This is a genomic window from Psychromonas aquatilis, from assembly GCF_038155185.1.
Classification (GTDB): domain Bacteria; phylum Pseudomonadota; class Gammaproteobacteria; order Enterobacterales; family Psychromonadaceae; genus Psychromonas; species Psychromonas aquatilis.
In genome coordinates this window covers 1-259 of record NZ_JBAKAZ010000206.1, presented here as the reverse complement: position 1 = coordinate 259, position 259 = coordinate 1, and the positions used below count along the sequence as shown (strand labels likewise).

The following is a 259-nucleotide window of genomic DNA, read 5'->3' as shown; positions in this document are numbered from 1 at the left end:
TTTATGGCAGTATGGTGGGTTCTGAAGCGGCACCAATTCCAGTGACTGCTTTTTTACCGATTATACTTTCTCCATTATTGGGTATAGTTAATATAAAAGAAGCGACAGCTGCTTATGCTAATCCACTGATTTTCTTGTTTTTAGGTGGCTTTCTTCTCTCTATTTCAATGGAAAAATGGAATTTACATAAACGTATTGCATTAATGTATATGTTAACCGTTGTAAATTAACATGCACATCAAGTCGGCGGCTTTATGTT

1 pseudogene is annotated in these 259 nt (G+C 35.5%); it reads left to right on the top strand.

What is annotated here, in order from left to right:
• Window positions 1–215, top strand: a pseudogene (locus tag V6256_RS15355) (SLC13 family permease); the annotation flags it as partial.
• Window positions 216–259: the final 44 nt, after the last annotated feature.